The following is a 17,651-nucleotide window of genomic DNA, read 5'->3' on the forward strand; positions in this document are numbered from 1 at the left end:
ATATATTTTTGTTTGGTAAAGCAAAGTTTCGGGCATAGAAACGGAACAATGAATCGTCTAAGAATATATCTGGTGTGACTGTTTCTAAAAAATATCTAATTACTTGAAGTGAAAAAACAGCTAGCTGCAATTCACTTAAAGGGTTATTGATTAAAACCAAATTAAATGTAAATTAAGCTGCATAAATTTTATCAGCTTAAGTTTTTTGTTGCCAGAATCTTCTTGATTCTTCAAAAAATTGTTTTTGTTATGCTGAAAATAGCAAAAATAATGACTACAGGCGCATCTATCTACTGCAAATACCCACATTTAATGGAGTTATTCCAACAATGCATGTAAATGAATTACTAACAGATGAAAATATAGAAGAACAAGCATGGAGAGCGCTAGAGCAGTCAATTCTCTACTATCAAGGTCGTCCTGTTGGAACTGTAGCAGCCTATGATGCATCTGTAGAGGCACTAAATTATGACCAATGCTTTATCAGAGATTTTGTGTCTTCAGCTTTAATTTTTCTGATTAAAGGTAGAACAGATATTGTTCGTAATTTTCTCGAAGAAACCTTAAAATTACAGCCTAAAGAAAGGGAATTAGATGCCTACAAACCTGGTAGAGGGTTAATACCAGCTAGTTTCAAAGTTGTATCAGTTAATGGTCAAGAATATTTAGAAGCAGATTTTGGTGAACACGCTATCGCCAGAGTCACACCTGTTGATTCCTGTCTATGGTGGATTATTTTATTGCGTGCTTATGTAATCGCCACCAAAGATTTTTCTATAGTCTATAAACCTGAATTTCAAAACGGTATCAGGTTAATCATGGAAATCTGTTTAGCGAACAGGTTTGATATGTACCCAACCCTGTTGGTTCCAGATGGCGCTTGTATGATTGACCGTCGTTTGGGTATTTATGGTCATCCTTTAGAAATTCAAGTTTTATTTTACACGGCACTACGCGCTGCTCGTGAGATGCTGATTTGTAAAGGTAATCAAGATATTGTGGCAGCAATTGATAACCGTTTACCGCTTTTATGCGCTCATATTCGCCAGCATTATTGGATAGATATTAATCGCCTAAATGCAATTTATCGCTTCAAGAGTGAAGAATATGGCAAAACCGCAGTTAATCTATTCAATATATATGTAGACTCTCTTCCTTATTATGAATTAGATAAATGGCTACCTCGCAAAGGTGGTTATTTAGCTGGTAATGTGGGGCCATCTCAATTAGATACTCGCTTCTTTTCGCTGGGTAACTTGATGGCTATCATTTCCGACCTTGCTACTGAAGAACAGTCTCACGCGATTATGACTCTCATCGAGGAAAGATGGGATGATTTGGTGGGGGATATGCCAATGAAAATCTGTTTTCCTGCTTTGGAACATGAAGAGTACAGAATTGTCACAGGTTGTGACCCCAAAAATATACCCTGGTCTTATCATAATGCCGGCAGTTGGCCAGTCTTAATGTGGATGTTGGCAGCTGCATCTGTAAAAACGAATAAAACAGGTTTGGCCAGAAAGGCGATTGAAATTGCTCAAGCACGCCTCGGCGAAGATGAATGGCCAGAATACTACGATGGTAAGAAGGGACGACTAATTGGTAAACAAGCTAGAAAATATCAAACATGGACAATTACTGGGTATTTATTAGCAAAAGAATTAATAGCTAATCCTAGTTATTTACCATTAGTCAGTTTTGATGAGTTACCCCCAGAAGCAGTTTCTAGAGCTTGTGAGTTTGAAATTGGTAGTGTAGATCCATACATGTCTCGATAACAAAATTAGCGGGATTCATGGTGAATAAAATGGTTGAAATAATCGCAGTTACAACTATCTTAAAACTGTAAAAATTGTCCAGGATAAACAATATTTTAAAAGCCCTTTTGTAATTACATAGGGCTTTTTACATTTTTGCGATCGCTCTTTGTAAAAAATTCAGAAATATATCATAAAGTAAAATGAGAGAAGTGAAAAACTTGGGTTATCCTGAGAGAATGGATGATGGAATATAGTGCTGAATCGAGTGTGGCAAAAAGCTCAGTATCTATCTTATTCGTTAACCAATCAACAAGTATTGAAGCAGAAGAGACAAACCAAAGTATCATCTACTGCTAAAATCCAATTTAAATGGAGTGTTTCTCGCAATGGAAAGAGAGGAATTAGCAATATCTGATGATCTAGAAGAACAAGCATGGAAACTATTAGAAAAGTCGATTATTTACTATCAAGGTCGCCCCATAGGAACTGTAGCTGCTTGTGATGCTTCAAAAGTAGCGTTGAATTATGATCATTGTTTTGTCAGGGATTTTGTATCTTCAGCCTTGCTTTTTTTGATCAAAGGCAGATATGATATTGTCCGTAACTTTTTGGCAGAAACTTTAAAGTTACAACCTGTAGAAAGTCAATTTAATGCTTATAGGCCTACTCAAGGTTTAATACCTGCAAGCTTCAAAGTTGTATCAACAAACGACCAAGAATATTTAGAATCAGATTTCGGTGAACATGCGATCGCTAGAGTTACATCGGTTGATTCTTGTCTATGGTGGATTATTATATTGCACGCTTATGTAAAAGCCACAAAAGATATAAATTTTGCCTTACAACCGGAATTTCAGCAAGGCATCATGTTAATTATGGAACTATGCCTAGCAACTCGGTTTGATATGTACCCGACGCTGTTAGTTCCAGATGGAGCTTGCATGATTTACCGACGTATGGGTATTTATGGATATCCTTTAGAAATCCAAGCTTTATTCTACACGGCATTGCGGGCTGCTCGTAAGTTATTGATTTGTGCAGGGGATGAAGAAATTGTCATTGGTATTGATAACCGCTTACCTTTATTAAGAGATCATATTCGTCATCATTATTGGATAGATATGAAGCGATTGAATGTAATTTATCGCTTTAAAGGTGAAGAATATGGACACTTAGCAACCAATCAATTTAATATCTATCCAGATTCAATTCCCTATGCTAACTTGGCTATTTGGTTGCCAAAACATGGTGGTTATCTAGCAGGTAATGTTGGGCCGTCACAGCTAGATACTCGTTTCTTCGCACTGGGAAATATGATGGCGATTCTGTCTTCGCTAGCCAGCGAACAGCAATCACAAGCAATTATGAATCTCATTGAGGAACAATGGGACGATTTAGTAGGGGAAATGCCCATGAAAATCTGTTTCCCGGCTGTAGAAAAAGAAGAGTACAGAATTTTTACAGGATGCGACCCCAAAAATATACCTTGGTCACACCATAATGGTGGCAGTTGGCCAGTCTTAATGTGGTCGTTAATTGCTGCTGCTCAAAAAACAGGTAGAACAGATATTGGGAAACGCGCCATTGAAATGGCTCAAAAACGCCTTGGTGCAGATCAATGGCCAGAATATTATGATGGTACCAGAGGCTTGCTAATTGGTAAAGAAGCTAGGAGATGCCAAACCTGGACAATCACTGGATTCTTATTGGCAAAAGAACTGATGCGAAACCCCAATCATTTAGAATTAATTAGTTTTGGCCAATTTGATTTGGAGAATGCTTCTCAAGCTTGCGAGTTGTAATTTTAAACACAATACTCCTCAAATCCACATCGGGGATTGTTGAATAGTGAGCAAGTGCATCGGGTATATTTGGATGAATTGGGAGATATTTGTTCTCTGCCTTTGTGGGTAGCAGCAATGGTGTTAACGACTGTCAAGGAGGAAGAAGTACCCCAACAAGCCCGGTACTTGTTGAGTCGGACTCGTACCGAATTATCGTTATCAGGCAGTCGTGCGATAATTGAGATAGTAACCACCATCATGACTTATCGGTTTGAGCAATTGAGTCGAGTGGAGATAGAAGCAATGTTAGACATTACGTTGAAGGAAACGAGGGTTTATCGAGAAATTAAGGAGGAAGGACGGCAACAAGAGGCTGTTAATTTTGTTACTCGACTGTTAAGTAAGCGGTTTGGAGAATTGCCCCAGGAGTTGCGTTCTTTGGTTTTGGGTTTGCCACTGCCAATATTGGAAGAGTTGGGTGAAGCACTGCTGGATTTTACGAGTATGGCTGATTTGCAGGCTTGGCTGGAGGCGCGAATCAATTAATCTATTGCCTTTAAGATCATCACATTTTTTAATAAAATTTTAAGAGAAAAATAATTTATTCTTGGCTAGAAAATCCTGGTAAGCTTTCAGTATTTTCAATTTTTACTTGGAGTCTAGCAATTGATTGCGTTAGCCACTCACTTGGATTGATAACGGAAAATATCTTGTAGCGTGTATAGTTATCCCAAAGGTATTCTGTCTCTTTCAACCAATCTGCTCATTTGGATTGTCCAATAATGCCATCGCTAGTTTGAATGTAGCGAACTAGATGTTCTTTTAGTAAGAGAAAAGAGCCCGATTTAAAACAATAATAAAAATTTTTAGACTAGTAAGTGATTTAAGAAATTTTAAATCTCATTCTTCAACAAGAGAACTAAAATTTGATAGCTTAAAATATTTTTATGACAAACTCCCGTCAAATAGCTTTTACCGTCCTGCGAGATGTTCACAAAGGCGCTTATGCTGATGTTGCCTTAGATAGAGTACTACAAAAAACTAAGTTGCCTGATCTTGACCGCCGTTTAGTGACAGAATTAGTTTATGGCAGCGTTAGAAGGCAGCGCACCCTTGATGCTCTAATCGACCAACTCGCCACTAAAAAATCCCACCAACAGCCCCAAGATCTCCGCAGCATTCTACAGTTAGGTTTATATCAGCTGCGTTATCAAGAACGTATTCCCGCCTCGGCTGCTGTTAATACAACTGTCCAACTAGCTAAAGAAAATGGTTTTTCTGGACTTACAGGTTTTGTAAATGGTTTATTGCGGCAGTACATTCGTCTTACAGACAAATCAGCAGATCCTTTAGATTTGCCAGAAAACCCGGTAGAACGCTTGGGTATTTTACACAGCTTTCCAGACTGGATTGTTCAAGTGTGGTTAGAACAACTTGGGATTGCTGAGACAGAAAAACTATGTGAATGGATGAACCAAACACCTACAATTGACCTGAGAGTTAATCCCCTGCGTACTAATTTAGAAGAAGTTGAGGCGGCTTTACAATCTGCGGGGATTTTAGTGAGGCGTATTCCCCGTTTACCCCAAGCTTTACGATTAATTAGTAGTACTGGGCCAATTCAAAATTTACCTGGGTTCAAAGAGGGATGGTGGTCTGTACAAGATAGTAGCGCTCAATTAGTGAGTTATTTACTCGACCCTCAACCAAGTGAAGTCGTAATTGATGCTTGTGCAGCGCCAGGAGGTAAAACAACCCACATAGCAGAATTAATGAAGGATGAGGGAAAAATTTGGGCGTGCGATCGCACTTCTTCACGTCTTCGCAAACTCCAAGAAAATACCCAACGGCTGAATTTACATTCAATTGAAATTTGTACTGGCGACAGCCGCAACTTGCCACAATTTTATCATGCAGGCGATCGCGTCTTATTAGATGCACCATGCTCTGGTTTAGGAACCCTGCATCGCCATGCTGACGCACGTTGGCGACAAACACCAGAATCTGTCCAGGAACTGGCGATTTTACAAACAGAGCTTGTTGTACATATCTCTAATTTTGTCAAACCTGATGGTGTAATAGTTTATGCCACCTGCACCTTGCATCCAGCAGAAAATGAAGGTGTAATTTCCGCATTTCTAGCGAATAATCCTGATTGGCGAATTGAGCCTCCTCAGAGGGATTCTCCTAACTGGGGCTATTCTACACCACAAGGCTGGCTCAAGGTTTGGCCTCATCACCAAGACATGGATGGCTTTTTTATGGTGCGCTTAAGAAAAACCAACAATTCCGAATGAATACTGTTTAGGATTGTACGATTTGGTGGAGGCCCCGAATCTACCAGAGGAGGCAGCAATGGTTACTGATTCCAATGTAAAAAACTTAGTTAAAATTCTGATTGGAGCCGCCTGGATTGATGGCAGAATCCAGCCAGAAGAACGGCAATATCTGCGCGAGATCGCTCAAGCTAAGGGTTTGGCTACTGATCCAGAGATCAAACCTTGGCTGTACGAACTAGTTCCAGTGCAGCCAAAGGAGTGTTATGCGTGGGTGAAAGAATATTTAGGCGATCGCCCCAGCATTGAAGATTGCGAGAATCTCATTGAAGCTATCAGTGGCCTAATCTATAGTGATGGGGAAGTGGCGACCGAAGAAGCTAGACTCTTAACTAAATTACAAGAGTTAGCCAAGCTGAATGAGTCTAACCAATCAGCTTACACTGCGTTGCTCAGACAAATTCAAAAGCTTTATCGTCGTTGGGTTGAAGTTCAAAATTAAAATCATAGTCCAGAGTCAAAAGTCAAAAATTTTGACTATTGACTATTGACTGTTTATGACTTCGGTTCACCCAGACCCGGAGTTTCTTCTTTTTCAACCTTAGGTACAAAGTCAGGACGCTCTTTGCTTTCCCAACCAGCAGGACGTTTAGAGTTATACCAAGCGATAGAACCAATAGTTACCGCTGCGATAAAGCCAACTACATACACCAAAGTGAAGGACAAAGGAAAATGACCACCACCTGTTGCTACTGAATCTGCTGCTTGCATGAATAAATGTAAATGCATGAGTATATTCTCCTAAATTTAAGCGCTCTACTTAAGACCCTATAAAAAGAGCGTATCACTTACATCCCCCCCAAGTTTGAAACTCTTGATCTGACATGGGGAATAGAAGATGCAAATAGTATAATTTTGGCTTGATGTATTATGGTTCTGCCTCATCCCAACTACTAATATTTACGCCGTTATACTTACTCGTTTATATACGTTGCAACGCCCCAGAACTTCTTAGTTCTGCTAAGGTTGCATTGCCAGTACAAAATAAAGCTGTTTCGAGTTCAGCAATTAGAACTTCAGCTAACTCATCAACAGCGGCTTCCGATTTGGTGGCTGCTTCTAAAAAAGGTCGGGCTAAACCTGCTAAATCAGCTCCTAAAGCGATCGCCTTTGCTACATCCAATCCGTTAGTTAACCCGCCAGAAGCAATCAAGGGAATTGTCGGCGTGATTGTGCGGATGGAGGTAAGACACTCTGCGGTTGGTAGACCCCAATCAGCAAAAGTCTGTCCCAGACGGCGCTGCTTGTTGTCTTTAGCGCGTTGGCTTTCCACCTTTGCCCATGAAGTTCCACCGGCTCCAGCAACATCAATGGCCGAAACTCCTACATCAATTAACTTTTGTGCCATTGGCGCAGAAATTCCATTTCCCACTTCTTTGACAACAACAGGAATGGGTAATTGCTGACAAAGCTGGGCAATTTTACTCAACAGCCCCCGAAAATTTGTATCTCCTCGTGATTGCACACATTCTTGCAGGGGGTTAAGATGCAAAATTAGTGCATCTGCTTCCAAGGAGTTTACAAGATGCAAACACTCGTCAAGTCCACATCCATAATTTAATTGCACAGCTCCCAAGTTCGCTAACAAGAGAATGTCAGGAGCAAAAGAACGCACGGCAAAAGTAGGAGCTAAATGAGGCTGTTCAATTACAATTCGTTGGGAACCAACTCCCATTGCTAATCGATAGCGTTGAGCAACTGTTGCTAAACGAGTGTTGACTAGTTGTGCTAATTCAGTTCCCCCTGTCATGGAAGAAATCAGCAGGGGAGCGCCGAGATTTTTGCCCAAAAAGGTTGTTTGCAGATTAATATCACTGCGGTTGATTTCAGGAAGACAATCATGAGTAAAGCGATAGTATTCAAATCCACTAGTTACCTGCTCAAACTGGACATCTTCCTCTAAACAGACACGTAGGTGGTCGGCTTTTCGAGTCTCAATTTCAGTTACAGCATTGACTGATGGTATGGTATTAGTCATAATAATTTTCCTTGGCGATTGGTTATTGGCAGCTTAACCCGGATAGCCTCCTGAGATTTGTATTGGGAACTGTGTGTACACCGTAGGTACCCCTACGCTTAAGCAAGCTACGTGCAGCGTCTCCGACAGGAGAAAGGGCTAAAGGGTAAAGAATGAAAAAACAAACCCTTTCCCCCTTACCCCTTACCCCTTACCCCTTCTTTTCTGATAGACTGTGCCAACTAAGGTTTAGACACCACCTTTTTTGATAATATCTCGGTATACAGTTGCCGCAGCGCTGGGCTGACGCTTTAATTCTGGATCATGATCTAGTTGAACGTGATACAACCCAAAATCGCTATCCGGGCCAAACTTCAGACCCCATTCACGGTTAGAAGTAATACACCAAGAAACATAACCCACCACATTTACACCATCTTGACGAGCGCGTTGCACTTGCTGGATATGCTGGCGAATGTATTCTTCGCGTTTGACGACCTTATCAGCTATCTCAACACAGCCGTTCTCAACAATCATAATTTCCTTGCCAGGAAACAATTGGGCGTGGAATTTGAGCATATCGTAGAGTACCCCAGACCAAACTGGCGCATTACCGAAACGTCCGAAAGCTGCATCCATTAACTGCTGAATACGGTTAAGTCGCAAATTGCTGATGCCCCAATAGTAATCAAACCCAACAAAATCCTGCTGACCGACACACTCTTGGGGACAGAGGAATGTTGGTAATTTTCCAGCCATGCCGAGATGCCACCAATTACTGGTCAAAGAGGATGAAAGGGCACTGAAAATCTTAAATATGGGATCAAAAATTCGCACAAGCGATCGCAGCATTGGTAAGCGTTCTTGAGTTGTAACCGCTTGAAACTTCACTTTACTAGGATCACCGAAAATTTGCTGGGCTACAGCACGAGCTAAATCAATTTCTAAACCGCTAAATTCACCTGTTTTCGGGTCACAATAACCAAACCCAGGCACATTATCTTTGACGGCTACAATCAAATAACCCCGGTTTTGAATGCTACGCAGCAGAGGCTTGGGCAAAGGCTGGTTAGATACTAAAGATTGTCCCCCAGCTTGATTTGTAATGTCAGCTAGAGTTGATCGTCTGCCTATGCGGGGCGGTTCTGGCACAGGTTGACCGGGGAAATGACGAGCGTAACTAGCAGCCCAAGCACCAGATTCTTTAAAGTTTCGGACTGCTATATCTACAGCATTCAGTAACTCGCGATCGCCTTTGGCTACAGCCGCAGCGTAGTTTTCTTCAGTCAGTCCCTCACCGTTTTTGCCCACGAGCCGATACTTTCCTGGATATTGCTCCGCAGTTCCTAATAGAATTGTGTCATCAGCGAGGATGGCACTGATTTGCTCATAGTCCAACGCTCTAAGGGCATCATCATAGTTATCCACTACTTGGACATTGGCTGCGGGAATTAACCAATTGATAGCAGATTCAGCAGTAGTACTTTTAACCACCGCTACAGGTTTGCGGTCTAAATCTTCAAGTCGCTGAATGCTGCTGGCTGATTTCACCAAGAGAAATTGACCCGCCTGATAGTAAGTCTCAGAAAAAGCCACTTGCTGGTGTCGCTCCTGTGTCATCGTCAAAGTAGCAATTACTACATCAACTTGCCCTTTTTCTAATAAAGCACGCTCACTAAAACGTTTTCCTTGGGCAACGAAGTCTTCGGGACGGCGGAGATTAGTAACGTTGCGATCAACCAGTTTTTGCAACCACAGCGGTAAACCCAACAGCATAGGATTTGCCCCCACTTGGGCATCTGGGTTAGCCTGCTTGAGAATCGTTCTAGCTCTAGTGTGAGCCAAAAACAAATTCTGCATCAGTTTTTGAACTGCGGTCATCTGATCGGCAATAGTAGCGCCTCGGTCTAAACCGGGTGGCATAAAGTAAGCTCTTTCCCACCAAGGTTTGACATAGCCGTAGATCAATTGACTGGGTTCGTTAAAACTAATCCAGTAGCGCACCAAAGGCCCTAAACGTTGAGCAACTTCTTTGGCATAACTGGCGAAAATTGACGGAAATTCTGGGCCAGTCAAACCACCCCGTGCTTCTACATGGATGGGATGGGTGAAGTGATGCAGAGTGGCCATTGGTTCCATATTGTGCGATCGAATGGTTTCGATCACTTGACGGTAATGTTCAAAGGCCTCTTCACTGAACTTACCGGGTTCAGGTTCTACCCGCGACCAAGCGATGGAAAAACGGAACATCTTGCAACCAAGGGACTGTGCTAAGGCGATATCTTCAGCGTAGCGATGCCAAAAATCAGTGGCTTGACCCCTAATTGTGAGAGCGCGGCGACGTTCCCACACATCCCGAATGTCTTCATAGCGGGAATCGTAGGCTTCGCATTGGTGGTCAGCCGTAGCTACACCGAACATAAATGATTCGGGTAAAGGTGAGAGGCGATCGCTTATTGGTGTGTTTGTCATCGAGGTAACTCCTTGTCAAAAAATTAAACTGAAACAATAGTTCGTGCTGTTAATCTCTGAGCTGCACTAGGGTCGTGACTCGGAAGATAAACTGTAGGAAATTCTTGGACGTACTGTAAAATTTGCTTTAAGGTCTGCCGTGATTTGTCTTCATCTTGAGCAACACCATCAATAATCTGATCCAACATTAGTTGCTGAGTATAAGAAGCATCACCGGCAAAAAATAGGGAAAGTCCATCAATTTGTAATAAAACCGATAAATGTCCCCCAGTATGACCTTCTGTAGGAATTAAGCTGACATCTCCAGCTTTTGTAAGGGTGAAACTTTCTAGAAAAGTCCCGATAGGGCGGGATTCATACTCTATTAACGTAGGGGCTAGCCACTCTGGCCAACGCTGGGTTAAATAACCTCTTAATTGTCCGCGCCAACCCTTAGTTAGCTCGTACTCTCTACGAGAAATAATGATTTCTGCATTAGGAAAATGATGCAAACCGCCTATGTGGTCTGTATGTAAATGGGTAAGAATCACCCAGCGGACATCATTTGGTTCTATACCCAAAGCACGCAACCGAAAATTTACCTCATCTTCTGGTTGCAAACATGGTTTAATACTCAGTTGAAAATAAGGATTCCACCAAGGAAAGTAACCTGGTTCCAAAGTGCGTGCGGTTTCACCTGTATCGATTAAAATAATTCCTTCTGGATGTTCAATTGCCCAGCTATAAATGGGTAAAGGTTCAGTCCAATTGCGGTCAAGAATAGTATTTACCAGACGCATAGAACCATGACCTTTGCCATAACACTGGCAGGTTTTGATGGTTACAAGTCCACTTTGAACAGCGTGAATCCGCATTTTTACACCTGTTATAACAGTCACTGTTAGTCTGTCAATAAATAAGTGACGAATAAATTTTTTGTAGAGACGGCGATTTATCGCGTCTCGCCAACCATCAAAATGAATTTGACAGACCATTAGTAGTTTGTAGTAAGCACTTTAGTGCTGAAAAAACCAGGGCTTCAGCCCTAACTACAAAATTATTTACCCAAATACTGATCGAAGAAGGCGAGTACCTTATCCGGTTGATCGATGACATATTGATAGCCACCAAAGCGGTGATCGGTTTCAGGATATAACGGCTCTACAGCGTTGGGCGTGGATGCCACCATGTTGGCAACATCAGCAACACTGCCCCATTTGTCGCCTGTACCTTGCACATAAAGCACAGGAATATCACGAGAGCCGGCTGCTTCATGAGCAGGTTCGATAAAAGCAGTACTTGGCCCGCCCGATAAACGATAAAGTATTTCCACTGATGACCCAAATAGTTGAGCGAGAGGGCCGAATTTATCGGCGCGATAACGTTGCCCAAAAACTGCCGAGGTATTTGGTTGTACGGCGACGGCGGCTTTAATATCTGTACTATGGGGAAGAGTAAATACTACAGTGTTGCCTCCCATAGAAAACCCAATAGTCCCGATGCGATTGGGGTCTACTTCGTTGCGACTCTTAGCGTAGCAAATGGCTCCTAATAAATCACGCTTTTCTAACCAGCCGGAGGTTAGGGGAATCTTGGCACTGCTGTGACCATGATTGCGGAGGTCAAACATCAGTACATTGTAGTTGCGATCGCGTAAGGCCTTGGCAAATGGCAACAAGTTAATCGCCTTACTACCCGGTAAATCTCCTAAGAAGTCATTGGCTTTAGTGCCGATGCGATTCCAAGGCCAGCCATGTACCATAATCACAGTTGCTGCTGGCATTTGCATTGCCGGAATGAACCAGCCACTCAGCATTATGCCATCTTGAGCCGGAAACTCTATATCTTCGTAGCCTAACCCTAGTTCTTGTTTAGGATTAGTCCAAAGTTGTTGCCGCTTGGGTTTTATCAACAACCGTGCAGAATTTACTACTACAAATGCATACAGTAATAAGACAATTACTATTAGCCAAATTAAGATATTCATTACACTGCTTTCCTCTCAAGTAATTCCTTATTCAAGCCAAAATTTACCTTCAACCCATCCTGGGGAATGGGAAACAAATTACAATTCAATTCCAGATTCTGCGGTGGTAATTCCCAGTTATACTTACGTAGCAAATGCACTGCTATGACTTTGATTAGTACAGTAATCAAGTCTTCTCCAGGGCAGCGGTGGCTATCTGGAGCGCCTCCACCGTGTGGTACATAGCTGTTTTGGGGCAAAGCTGCAAACTGTTCTGGAGCAAAACGGCAGGGTTTGAATTGTTCCGGTTCAGGAAAAACTTGGGGTAGATGCATAGTGGTATGAATCCCGCCGACTGCACCCCAACCTTTAGGTATGCGGTAGTTTTGAAATTCACACTCCTGCGTTACCTTTGCGAAAAAAGTAGCAGCATTGATTGGATAAAAGCGGCGGATTTCGTAAGCAATTTTTTTGAGATACACCAAATCCTTTAATCGCTCCATATTCAAAGAGCCATGAGGAACATGTGTATTGACTTCTTCTCTGGCAAGCATCATCATTTCTGGATGTTGAGCCAAAGTCATCGACAGAAAAGTTAACGAGATATAAATACCTCCATAAGCCGCAAAGAACAGATGTAGTACTTCACGGCGTAGCTGTTCATCAGTGAGACTGCTACCATCTTCACGGCGCGTGTTTAAAAGAATACCCAGCATATCTTGCTGAGGTTGCTGACGATGTTGAACGATCGCTTTGTCAATTAAAGCCAGCAATTTGTCCCGGCTCTGTAGCGCTTTTCCGTAGCCATTCCACCGTAAGTTAATGGGTACAGAGGTAAAACCTTTGACAAAGGTTTCAATAATTTCCCCTACTACTTCACTAGTTGGCCCCGGTACTCCCCCGGTAAACAAAGCATTAGTTAAAGAAGCGCTGAGTTTGCGGTATTCAGGTATCCAAGCAAAACTACCTAACTGTTCCCATTGCCTGAGATAGTAAGTAGCAACATCTTCTATCAGGGGAATATATTTGTCAAAAGCTTGGGGAGTAAAAGCCTGAAGAATCAAATTTTTGCGATCGCGATGTCGTTCGCCATCCAATAACGGTAAAGATTCCCAATCCAACAATTCTTGAATCGGCTGGGGATTAGCTTGCTCACGGGTAAAATATTTTTGGTCTAAGAAAAAGGTAAAAGCCTCCGGCCCAATAAAAGCAATAACAGGTTTGCCAAACAAGTGAGTTTTAAAGACAGAACCATACTTTTGCAAGCGATCGCGATAGAATTTATGGTTATCCCAAGCCAGAGCAATAGTTTCTCCTACCAAAGGTAAACCAAAAGAACCGGGTGCTAAATCTTCAATATTTTGATTATTTAAAGGATCTTGCGTAGACGCATAGCGGCTTGTCGTCAGACATCGCACCAATAAAGCTACCACAATCGCGATCGCTAAAATCATGCCCAAAGTGCGAGCCAATCCTGCTTGAAAAATCAAGACAACTAGAAAGCTCAAACCAACGCAAATATTGATACCGATTCTTTCGATTTGTATCCATTTTGCTGAAGAATCAGTAAACCATGCTGTGGCGACATCTAATCCCCACCATAAGCCGAGAATTAACTTACCAGTAGCGATCGCAGTTCCACCAGCGACAAAAGTTTCTTTGACATTGCCAGATATTACAAACACCTCATAAAATAAATGCACCAAATAAGCTACAAAACTAAAACTCCACAGCAAGAACCAATAATTGCTACCTTTAGCTAACTTACCCAGCGATATATATAAATAAATTGCCGGAATTAATAGCAAACTACTAGCCCAAAACGAATAAATAGCACGATGTAAATTCAAATTCGGACTTAACTCCGCAGCCAACAGAGCAGCAATCAGAATAATTCCAAAAAATAAAAAAGTATTAGCAAACGCTGCCAAAGAAACATTTCTTTTAAACTTAAATATTCCCATTGCATTCTTCTTTGCGCCTTTGCGCCTTTGCGTGAGATAAAAAAGATATAATTCATCAACCTGAAATTAGCTATAACCTCTTTAATTCTGTGCCTCTGCGATGAAATGTTTTTTAAACCACAGAGAACACAGAGATTAAAGTGTCTTGAGATACTCCAACAAATCCTCCAAATCCTCCTTATTCCACCCAGCTTCTTGATAACCCCAAGGGTAATCATGCCCCTGATTAGAATTACCCTGAACACGAGTATCTAACTTAAAGTAATGTTGATCATTAGCTTTATTTGGTGAAACCAAACCAACATCAACCGGATTATAAAGATTTTCTCCGCGATAAAAAATTTCTCGACGAGGTTTGAGATTAATTAACTCTGCTAAAGTCAACACACTGCCATTATGCAAATATGGCGCACGAGCAAAAACTGCTTCTAAAGGAGCATTAATATAACCTTTAGTATCTCCTAAAGGCCCTGGTCTGAGGTTTTCTCGTTTAGGCTTTAAGGGATGATCTTTAGGGAAAAAACTATCAACAGCATCCGGCAATTCTTGATAGTAACGATAGTTAACTCGTTCGGAGTCGGTTTTAATTTCCTCTATGGGCGTAATTAGACCCTGAAGTTCTCCTTTCACCCAAGTATCATCTTCCAAGTTGCGATATCCATGACAAGTAGCACAACTTTGCATAAAGACAGCACGACCACGTTCTATTTTTTGTGGATCAAGCTGAATGCCTTGGTCTTTAAATACCTCGATATATTTAGGCCCTTTCAAATCCAGCGTATATTCAATAGCTTGGGTGACATTATGCGAAATTTCTGGCACTACTAAGTTATTCGGAGTTGCCCCTGCGGCGATCGCAGCAAGTACACTACGACTGAGACGGTCTTTAACACTGCCGTCATATTGCGCCCAGTCACGATTTTTTTGTTCGTACAATGACGGCAATTTGGAATAAGACTTATCCAAAGCGGCGGGGCGATCCATGACAAAATGTACCAACTCTTTAAATGGTTGGGTGCGGGCAGGGCCAATAGGTTCTAACTGAGAATTTCTTAAATCTTTACCACTATACGGGGCATCCCATTTGGGAAGTGTAGCTTGTACTTGACCTCTGGCAGTTGATAACCAAAAACTAATTACGGTTTTTTCTAAAATTCCCAATGGTTTTTGGAACTTAGTTTCATAAGCTTCGGCAACGTTTTCTACAGTCAAACGCTTTTCGTCCAAAATTGCTGTTTTGAATGCGTCTACCCAGGCAAACAAATCTAAGGAAGTACTCCCCATCCCTGTAACTATCACACCCTCATCTTCAGGAAACCTTTTAATTTCGGATGTGTGGCACAATGCACAGCTAAAGCCCACAAACTTGACAGGCGAAGGATTTCCCGATTGTGGTTGAAAGTTGGAAATACTAAAACCCACTGGCAATCCTTCATTTTCTCCCGGTTTGCTGTGAATAAATCCGAATTGCTCAACCCAATCTCCGGCTTCTTTGCCTGCTGGCTGAAATTGATCGGGGAATATGTCAGGCAGGACTTGCATCACTGGTAGGGGTGCTAACTCAGTACCAATACTGCCGTGAATAAATGCTTCTTGGGGAGTTCTGAATACAGGTTTTGCCCAAGTTGATTCGATGTACAAAAACCCAAAGGTCGCTACCAGCAAGATAGAGATGAGGGATATGGCGGCAACCCTAATGATTTTGAGCATATTTTCCTTTGATACTTAGTGATTGCCCCAAATTTCATCGTGCTGGGCTTGGCGACGGAACAAAGCCGGATCGTAGTATTTTTGGTAGTACTCTAACTCTAGGTGGCTGAACTGAAGCCAGATGCCAGGAACAAAGAAGGCATCAATGTGAGCAGGGAAGCGACCGTAGGTTTCATAGATATAGTTGCAGATATCTTTGGTGTACTGAATCGTTTCTGGGGAATGGGGCGCAGCATCTCTCAAGAAGGCTTCGGCACTTGACCTGGATTTATAGGAACGGGCAAAGACATCCTTGTCTCCATAAGCTCCTTGGCTACCGTACTTTTCTTCAACAACGCGATCGACGGCTTCATCCATAGATTGAATATATGGTGGGCAAAGCCCTTCCAATACGCCATCAATACCTACAGGGTTGGGTTGAGTAGCGGGTGGTGGTGCCCAAATACTTCTCTTGGGAGTTGGTGGTTCCATGCGAAACCCTAGACCATACCATTCTTTGGCTGGGTTGTGTTCTAGAATGTAAGGCTGAAAAACTGAGCCATGTACCCAGCCCCCAACACCCATTGCCTGACCGATGAGCATTAAATTTTGCAAAATAAAGAAACATTCATGCTCAGTCCGCATTGTTTGGGCGAGTCCTAAGGGAACGGTGTTGTTGGGATTGACAAAACCACCTTTAACTCGTTCAATACCACCAATGGGTTGATAAGGAATTTTGGGACTTAACCCTAAGTGCATTCCTACCCAAGCTGCCCAATCTGATAAACTCTTGGGACGAAACTTTTGCCAATCGTCAATAAATAAAGGTTTTTGACCATCTGGTTCCGAAAGCAAGATCAGCAGGACATTAATATATTGACGAGTGCAATCGACAACCGGGAAAAACAGGGTTGTGCCGGGAAGGTTAGAAATTTGTTTGTTCCAGCCCAGATAGTAAGGATAAATTCGGGGAAAATCGAGCCGGCGATCGCTAATTTGATGTTTGGCAGCAGCAGCAGTTTTCAGCCAATGTTCTTCTGACCAATCTTCCCATTTGGGGGGTAAGTCACCTAAATCTGCTAAAGCTTCACGACCCTTGAGTTTTTTGATCAACCAAATACCTTCGTCGTTGATCATGAAAAATGATGTGGCTTGGGAATTATCGGCGCTACTTGCAGAACGACCAACAATATTAAGAAAAGGTGTCCCCAATTCTTTGCCACCTTCTGGTTTATCCAAAGGGCCATCGTGGGTTGTGATCCCAGTCATCCCCGTAGCCACAATCAAAATTGCTTCTTCTAGGGGAGTGAGGGGATCTGGCTGATTTTGGCTGGTATGGCTGAGTTCCCCTGCCTTCACAGAAGCACCACGAGCTAATCTACGTGTGCGTCGTTCTGTGATCGCTTCCATGAGAGGATAGCGAAATAGTTCTTTTAAACCAGATGCTAGAGGTTCAGTAAGTAGTTGATTAATTTCGGTCATATTTTTTTATTCTGTTTAATAACGCTATGCGGGTTGATTGTCAGGTGTTAGTTGTCAGGTGTTAGTTGTCAGTTGTCAGTTGTCAGTTGTCAGCGATGCACTGACTTGTATTGAGTTTCGACTACGCTCAACTGCCGCGCAGCCGAACCCATGTCGAAGTGTCGAAACACTGTTCCTCTATTTCCCCTTGTGGGTTGAATTTTTTATTTGTTTCTACTTACTCAAGACTCGTGAGCGAGTATTAAAGACTCGTGAGCGAGTA

General features: G+C 42.2%; 13 protein-coding genes and 1 pseudogene. 6 read left to right on the top strand and 8 right to left on the bottom strand.

Annotated elements, in window-relative coordinates:
* Positions 1 to 329: 329 nt before the first annotated feature.
* From I8751_RS19265 to I8751_RS19285, 5 genes and pseudogenes are all read left to right on the top strand, one after another.
* Positions 330 to 1,778: a glycoside hydrolase 100 family protein gene (locus I8751_RS19265; RefSeq protein WP_214440730.1), complete on the top strand. Its 1,449-nt coding sequence runs from the start codon at positions 330 to 332 to the stop codon at positions 1,776 to 1,778.
* Positions 1,779 to 2,146: 368 nt separating this feature from the next.
* Positions 2,147 to 3,562 (top strand): glycoside hydrolase 100 family protein, encoded by a 1,416-nt coding sequence (locus I8751_RS19270; protein WP_214440731.1) that lies wholly within the window; start codon positions 2,147 to 2,149, stop codon positions 3,560 to 3,562.
* A gap of 24 nt (positions 3,563 to 3,586) precedes the next feature.
* A pseudogene (locus I8751_RS19275) lies at positions 3,587 to 4,090 on the top strand (DUF2887 domain-containing protein); the annotation flags it as partial.
* 401 nt (positions 4,091 to 4,491) lie between these two features.
* Complete coding sequence (locus I8751_RS19280; protein ID WP_214440733.1) at positions 4,492 to 5,841, top strand: 16S rRNA (cytosine(967)-C(5))-methyltransferase; 1,350 nt, start codon at positions 4,492 to 4,494, stop codon at positions 5,839 to 5,841.
* A gap of 58 nt (positions 5,842 to 5,899) precedes the next feature.
* Positions 5,900 to 6,322, top strand: a complete 423-nt coding sequence (locus I8751_RS19285; RefSeq protein WP_214440734.1) for a tellurite resistance TerB family protein — start codon at positions 5,900 to 5,902, stop codon at positions 6,320 to 6,322.
* Positions 6,323 to 6,375: 53 nt separating this feature from the next.
* Here I8751_RS19285 and psb35 read toward each other — a convergent pair whose 3' ends face one another.
* The 8 genes from psb35 to I8751_RS19325 form a co-directional block, all read right to left on the bottom strand.
* Positions 6,376 to 6,609 carry a photosystem II assembly protein Psb35 gene (gene psb35, locus I8751_RS19290; RefSeq protein ID WP_225894259.1) on the bottom strand — a complete coding sequence of 78 codons (234 nt, stop codon included), beginning with the start codon at positions 6,607 to 6,609 and terminating at the stop codon, positions 6,376 to 6,378.
* A gap of 193 nt (positions 6,610 to 6,802) precedes the next feature.
* The gene (gene fni, locus I8751_RS19295; protein WP_214440735.1) at positions 6,803 to 7,858 is read right to left on the bottom strand and encodes a type 2 isopentenyl-diphosphate Delta-isomerase; all 1,056 of its coding nucleotides are present in this window, start codon (positions 7,856 to 7,858) and stop codon (positions 6,803 to 6,805) included.
* Positions 7,859 to 8,086: 228 nt separating this feature from the next.
* Complete coding sequence (locus tag I8751_RS19300) at positions 8,087 to 10,309, bottom strand: family 1 glycosylhydrolase (RefSeq protein ID WP_225894260.1); 2,223 nt, start codon at positions 10,307 to 10,309, stop codon at positions 8,087 to 8,089.
* Between the two features lie 23 nt (positions 10,310 to 10,332).
* Positions 10,333 to 11,283: an N-acyl homoserine lactonase family protein gene (locus I8751_RS19305; RefSeq protein WP_225894261.1), complete on the bottom strand. Its 951-nt coding sequence runs from the start codon at positions 11,281 to 11,283 to the stop codon at positions 10,333 to 10,335.
* Between the two features lie 62 nt (positions 11,284 to 11,345).
* On the bottom strand, positions 11,346 to 12,275 hold the full coding sequence (locus tag I8751_RS19310; protein ID WP_214440736.1) for an alpha/beta hydrolase: 930 nt from the start codon (positions 12,273 to 12,275) through the stop codon (positions 11,346 to 11,348).
* Complete coding sequence (locus tag I8751_RS19315) at positions 12,275 to 14,218, bottom strand: cytochrome P450 (protein WP_225894262.1); 1,944 nt, start codon at positions 14,216 to 14,218, stop codon at positions 12,275 to 12,277. Before I8751_RS19315 ends, I8751_RS19310 begins: the two co-directional genes overlap by 1 nt.
* Positions 14,219 to 14,353: 135 nt before the next feature.
* Positions 14,354 to 15,928 carry a c-type cytochrome gene (locus I8751_RS19320; RefSeq protein WP_214440737.1) on the bottom strand — a complete coding sequence of 525 codons (1,575 nt, stop codon included), beginning with the start codon at positions 15,926 to 15,928 and terminating at the stop codon, positions 14,354 to 14,356.
* A 15-nt stretch (positions 15,929 to 15,943) separates the two neighbouring features.
* The gene (locus I8751_RS19325; RefSeq protein WP_214440738.1) at positions 15,944 to 17,389 is read right to left on the bottom strand and encodes a hypothetical protein; all 1,446 of its coding nucleotides are present in this window, start codon (positions 17,387 to 17,389) and stop codon (positions 15,944 to 15,946) included.
* A 37-nt stretch (positions 17,390 to 17,426) separates the two neighbouring features.
* On the opposite strand from I8751_RS19325, the gene I8751_RS19330 reads away from it, so the two are divergent.
* Positions 17,427 to 17,651 (top strand): hypothetical protein (locus tag I8751_RS19330; RefSeq protein ID WP_214440739.1); only part of this gene is annotated, 225 nt, incomplete at its 3' end.

Source organism: Atlanticothrix silvestris CENA357 (genome assembly GCF_016056295.1).
In the GTDB taxonomy this organism is placed as follows: Bacteria; Cyanobacteriota; Cyanobacteriia; order Cyanobacteriales; family Nostocaceae; genus Atlanticothrix; species Atlanticothrix silvestris.

Bases quoted from the DNA above. Each gene is read 5' to 3' on its own strand.
- I8751_RS19265 (WP_214440730.1), top strand. From the start codon at position 330: ATGCATGTAAATGAATTACTAACAGATGAAAATATAGAAGAACAAGCA.
- I8751_RS19270 (WP_214440731.1), top strand. From the start codon at position 2,147: ATGGAAAGAGAGGAATTAGCAATATCTGATGATCTAGAAGAACAAGCA.
- I8751_RS19280 (WP_214440733.1), top strand. From the start codon at position 4,492: ATGACAAACTCCCGTCAAATAGCTTTTACCGTCCTGCGAGATGTTCAC.
- I8751_RS19285 (WP_214440734.1), top strand. From the start codon at position 5,900: ATGGTTACTGATTCCAATGTAAAAAACTTAGTTAAAATTCTGATTGGA.
- psb35 (WP_225894259.1), bottom strand. From the start codon at position 6,609: ATGCATTTACATTTATTCATGCAAGCAGCAGATTCAGTAGCAACAGGT.
- fni (WP_214440735.1), bottom strand. From the start codon at position 7,858: ATGACTAATACCATACCATCAGTCAATGCTGTAACTGAAATTGAGACT.
- I8751_RS19300 (WP_225894260.1), bottom strand. From the start codon at position 10,309: ATGACAAACACACCAATAAGCGATCGCCTCTCACCTTTACCCGAATCA.
- I8751_RS19305 (WP_225894261.1), bottom strand. From the start codon at position 11,283: ATGGTCTGTCAAATTCATTTTGATGGTTGGCGAGACGCGATAAATCGC.
- I8751_RS19310 (WP_214440736.1), bottom strand. From the start codon at position 12,275: ATGAATATCTTAATTTGGCTAATAGTAATTGTCTTATTACTGTATGCA.
- I8751_RS19315 (WP_225894262.1), bottom strand. From the start codon at position 14,218: ATGGGAATATTTAAGTTTAAAAGAAATGTTTCTTTGGCAGCGTTTGCT.
- I8751_RS19320 (WP_214440737.1), bottom strand. From the start codon at position 15,928: ATGCTCAAAATCATTAGGGTTGCCGCCATATCCCTCATCTCTATCTTG.
- I8751_RS19325 (WP_214440738.1), bottom strand. From the start codon at position 17,389: ATGACCGAAATTAATCAACTACTTACTGAACCTCTAGCATCTGGTTTA.